Genomic DNA, 4,191 nt, shown 5'->3' on the forward strand with positions numbered 1-4,191 from the left:
GAAGACAGTTCATTATCATGTTAAAAATTCTTTTCAAAATATTTATTATTATTGAATTATATATTTTTACACATCGATTATATGATGTGATGTAAAATGAAGAAAATATTATCTATACTTTCAATAATTCTTATTTTATTTTTAACGTTTTCAGCAGTACAAGCGACAGATAATGAAACCATTGTCAAAGACAAAACATTTGAAGCGATTCAAACAACAATCGACAATGCAAATGAAAATGACACTATATTGCTTGAAGGAACATATTCCGGAAGCGGAAATCCTATTGTAATTGATAAACCGGTTACAATCAAATCCGCTGGAGATGATGTTAAGCTTGATGCAAATTCAAAATCCCAGGTATTTCAAATTCATGCGGATAATGTCATTCTAAACAATTTAGGTATTGTAAATGGTGTTTTTAAGGATACCTCAGGCATTACCTATGGGGGTGCGATAAATGCTAACGGAAATAACTTGAACATCCTCAACTGTAATTTCACATCAAGCTCAGCAAGATATGGCGGTGCTGTTTATTGCAGCGGAAATGGAGTCTCAATCGTCAACTGTCAGTTTTCAAAAAATTCCGCAGAATACAGTGGAGGGGCATTTGAACTTGACGGCGATTACAGTTACATAGATAACTGTATTTTCACCGATAACGTTGCTTATCATGTAGGCGGAGATGTTGCACTTGTCGGAAACAATGGAATCCTAACCAACTGCCAATTCAATTCAATAAACGACAGATCAAAAGCCAGTCAATTTGGAGGGGCTGTAGTCTGGATGGGTAAAAACGGAAAATTGTCAAAATCAGTTTTCAATGGATATATTGCCAAAAAATACGGGTCTGCTGTTTACTGGAAAGGGGATAACGGAAGTTTCACATACTCAATATTAAACACTACGCATCCCTATTGGGGAAATCCTGATTATGCAGATAACAATTACTGGGGATTGAACTTAAAATCAGAACAGGACTTCATCGGCAGTGAATTGATTTATTATGGTGATTCATATGGGGCACCTAAAAGTTGGGTTAATATAGAATACTTTACAAATTCCATAAATTTCACATCTAACAATGGAGATGCACTTAAAGAGGCAATGCCAAATTATAAGCTTAATTCTACTGTTGAAATTACAAACAATTCATATATTATTAAAAAAGCAACTGCATTAACAAGCTCAAATTTAGTTACTTATTCATTATATGATGGAAAATCATTAGCTGTGGTTCTAAAAAGTGGAAGTTCAAAATTAGCTTCAAAAACAGTTCAAATCAATTTAAACGGTAAAACTTACACTGGCAAAACAAATAATCAGGGTATTGTCAAATTTAAGATAAGCTTGAAAACTCCGAAAACATATGCTGTGGCTATTTCATTTAAAGGTGATGAATTTTATAAGGCAACTTCTAAAAAGGTTAAGATAACTGTTAAAAAACAGAAACCGACAATAACAATTAAAAAAGCCAGTAAAAATCTTGTGCAGGTTGTATTGAAAGGTCAGTTTAAAAATGTGGTTGCTAAAAAGACACTTAAGTTGACCATTAACAAAAAAACATACAGTGTTAAAACAAACTCAAAAGGAATAGCTTCATTTAAAATAAATCTTAAAACTAAAAAAACTTATAATTATTCTGTTAAGTTTGCAGGTGATTCCTATTATTCAAGTGCTTTAAAAAAGGCATCTTTAAAGGTTAAATGAATCATGTTTAAAATAGGGGATGTTTGTTGATGTAACTGCATGTTATTTATCTTGACTAAATTTCATGGTTGTGAATGGATTATCAACAGTGCTTTTCGATGAATCTAATTCATAAAAATAAACCGCTCACTATATATACTAATAAAAAACATAACTTAAATCATTAATAGATTATGTTTAATTAAATGAAGGTTTGATAATATGGTTAGATTTTCACAAAGTCTTGATGATAGGCAAGCAAGAAATAAAGAAAAACCTTATGAACAAAGGATGGAAAATCCTTATTATGTTCGTGAAGAAAGACCTCCTCGTCCAGTTCAAATGAGGGAAGACAGATTATACTCTCAACCGCCACAACAGCCTGTCCGTCAGGAACCTGCCTATCAAAAACAAGATAATATCTACAGACAACAGCCACAACGGCCTGTCCGTCAGGAACCTGCCTATCAAAGACAAGATAATTTATACAGCCAACCTTCTCAGGAGATTGATGAGATTATCTATGAAAGACCAGTAATTGAAAGAGAATCTGTCAAACCTGACCTGTCCAAACCTGAATTGGATTTCCCTGCCGATCAGAATATCCAGTTTGGTGTTGAATATGCTCCAAACTCAAAACCTCCTGTAATTGGTAAGAACTACACTATACGTTCAAATTCAATTATTTATAATGATGTGGTTATTGGAGACAATTTCAGAACAGGACACAATGTTGTCATTCGTGAAAACACCAATATCGGAGATGATGTGTTGATTGGAACCAATACTGTCATTGAGGGGGATGTGATTATTGGAAATGATGTCAGTATCCAATCCAACGTATACATTCCAACCAATTCTGTAATTGAGGATAACGTATTTATCGGACCTTGTGCTTGTTTTACAAATGACAAATATCCTGTAAGAATCAATTATGAACTTCAGGGACCTAAAATAAGACGTGGAGCTTCAATTGGTGGTAACACAACTTTCCTGTCCAATGTTGAAATCGGGGAAGGGTCAATTGTTGCTGCGGGAGCTATTGTGATACATTCAGTTCCACCATTCTACTTAGCTATCGGAACACCAGCACGTATCAAACCGCTTCCGGATCATTTAAAAGTTCCAAACAGGTTCTAGATATTAAGGAGGATTATGCTATGGCTCAATATAAATGTAAAATCTGTGGATATGTTATAGATGAAGATAACTACGAAGAAGGATTAAATATTCCTGCTGGAACCAAATTTGAGGATTTGCCATCCTCTTTCAAATGTCCAAAATGCAGAATGCCAAAGGCAATGTTTGAAAAAATTTAAATAATTATATATATTACATTCAATTAAACTATTATTATCATACAATTAAAGGAGATTGTTAAAAATGGCAAAATTTAAATGTAAACTTTGCGGATATGTAACCGAAGAATTCGATGAACTCCCAGATGACTTTAAATGTCCAATGTGCGGTGCAACCGCTGACATGTTTGAAAAAGTCGACTAGGTGTCAGGAATGGCTTACGTTTGCAAAGTATGTGGATTCGTCTTGGAAGAAGATGAATTACCAGAAGATTTTACTTGTCCTGTCTGCGGTGTGCCTGCAGCAAACTTTGAAGAACAATAGGTTCTTCAATTTTAATTTTTTTCTAAAAACTGTTTATTTTTAAAATCAATCACTATTTTTCCAGAGTATTTTTCAAATATTTTTAAAAGATCTCTGTTGTCCTTGGATACTATATCATAGCTGACTTTATCTGAATACTGTTTGTCAATAACATCCAGATTGTTGGTTCTCACCTCTCCGTCAGCGGTTTTGATTTCTGAATATTCAAATGTTATTGTGTAAACGTCATATTCTTCAATTTCAAGAATTTCAGCCTGTCCAATGGCTTCCATGACTGATTTTGAATATGCCCTTACAAGACCTCCTGCACCAAGCTTGATTCCCCCGAAATACCTTGTAACGACTGCAGTTACATTGTGAAGCTCATTTTTCCTTAAGACATTAATCATAGGTTTGCCTGCAGTTCCGCCAGGTTCGCCGTCATCGTCAAAGCCTTCCCCGTCACTTGCAATGTATGCTGTACAGTTGTGGGTTGCATCTGAGTACTGTTCATTTAGTTTTTGAATGATTTGTTTGGATTCAGCTTTTGTTTTGGTTGGAAACAAAGAACAAATGAACTGGGATTTTTTTACATTTATTTCGCTTTGAACTGGGTTTCTAATAGTTTTCATTTTTATCAATATATTTATATATCTAATCAGATATATTATTTTTAGCAAATTTATAGAAGGTGATAAAATTGTCAAGTCGTTCAGCTACTGTTTTAGTAATATTCACTGTGGCATGTGTTGCTTTCTGTCTAGCTAGCGTTTTTGCTGCTATGACTGGACCAATATCAATTTTACCTAATGAAACCAATAATACTGGTATTTTGGATAATCTTTCAGCACTCACTGATCAAGATAATGACAATTACCAATCATATGGTTATGATGATTC

6 protein-coding genes and 1 pseudogene are annotated in these 4,191 nt (G+C 33.9%); 6 read left to right on the forward strand and 1 reads right to left on the reverse strand.

Annotated elements, in window-relative coordinates:
* The first annotated feature begins 96 nt into the window (after window positions 1-96).
* From ACJMLH_RS09425 to ACJMLH_RS09445, 5 genes are all read left to right on the forward strand, one after another.
* Window positions 97-1,710 carry a hypothetical protein gene (locus tag ACJMLH_RS09425; RefSeq protein ID WP_405277040.1) on the forward strand — a complete coding sequence of 538 codons (1,614 nt, stop codon included), beginning with the start codon at window positions 97-99 and terminating at the stop codon, window positions 1,708-1,710.
* A 543-nt stretch (window positions 1,711-2,253) separates the two neighbouring features.
* Entirely contained in the window at window positions 2,254-2,829 is a 576-nt protein-coding gene (locus ACJMLH_RS09430) for an acyltransferase (protein WP_405277051.1), read from the forward strand.
* 20 nt (window positions 2,830-2,849) lie between these two features.
* Window positions 2,850-3,008 (forward strand): rubredoxin, encoded by a 159-nt coding sequence (locus tag ACJMLH_RS09435; RefSeq protein ID WP_405277042.1) that lies wholly within the window; start codon window positions 2,850-2,852, stop codon window positions 3,006-3,008.
* A 64-nt stretch (window positions 3,009-3,072) separates the two neighbouring features.
* The gene (locus ACJMLH_RS09440) at window positions 3,073-3,192 is read left to right on the forward strand and encodes a rubredoxin (protein ID WP_405277044.1); all 120 of its coding nucleotides are present in this window, start codon (window positions 3,073-3,075) and stop codon (window positions 3,190-3,192) included.
* A gap of 9 nt (window positions 3,193-3,201) precedes the next feature.
* Window positions 3,202-3,312, forward strand: coding sequence for a rubredoxin-like domain-containing protein (locus ACJMLH_RS09445; RefSeq protein ID WP_405277046.1), 111 nt, complete (start codon window positions 3,202-3,204; stop codon window positions 3,310-3,312).
* A gap of 11 nt (window positions 3,313-3,323) precedes the next feature.
* Here the strand turns inward: ACJMLH_RS09445 and ACJMLH_RS09450 are convergent, their stop codons facing one another.
* The gene (locus tag ACJMLH_RS09450; RefSeq protein ID WP_405277049.1) at window positions 3,324-3,923 is read right to left on the reverse strand and encodes a YigZ family protein; all 600 of its coding nucleotides are present in this window, start codon (window positions 3,921-3,923) and stop codon (window positions 3,324-3,326) included.
* A 68-nt stretch (window positions 3,924-3,991) separates the two neighbouring features.
* On the opposite strand from ACJMLH_RS09450, the pseudogene ACJMLH_RS09455 reads away from it, so the two are divergent.
* Window positions 3,992-4,191: pseudogene (locus ACJMLH_RS09455) on the forward strand (hypothetical protein); the annotation flags it as partial.

Source organism: Methanobrevibacter sp. (genome assembly GCF_045116495.1).
In the GTDB taxonomy this organism is placed as follows: Archaea; Methanobacteriota; Methanobacteria; order Methanobacteriales; family Methanobacteriaceae; genus Methanocatella.

What these genes read in the sequence shown, in the direction of transcription:
- ACJMLH_RS09425 (WP_405277040.1), top strand. Translation starts at nt 97, where the DNA reads ATGAAGAAAATATTATCTATACTTTCAATAATTCTTATTTTATTTTTA.
- ACJMLH_RS09435 (WP_405277042.1), top strand. Translation starts at nt 2,850, where the DNA reads ATGGCTCAATATAAATGTAAAATCTGTGGATATGTTATAGATGAAGAT.
- ACJMLH_RS09440 (WP_405277044.1), top strand. Translation starts at nt 3,073, where the DNA reads ATGGCAAAATTTAAATGTAAACTTTGCGGATATGTAACCGAAGAATTC.
- ACJMLH_RS09445 (WP_405277046.1), top strand. Translation starts at nt 3,202, where the DNA reads ATGGCTTACGTTTGCAAAGTATGTGGATTCGTCTTGGAAGAAGATGAA.
- ACJMLH_RS09450 (WP_405277049.1), bottom strand. Translation starts at nt 3,923, where the DNA reads ATGAAAACTATTAGAAACCCAGTTCAAAGCGAAATAAATGTAAAAAAA.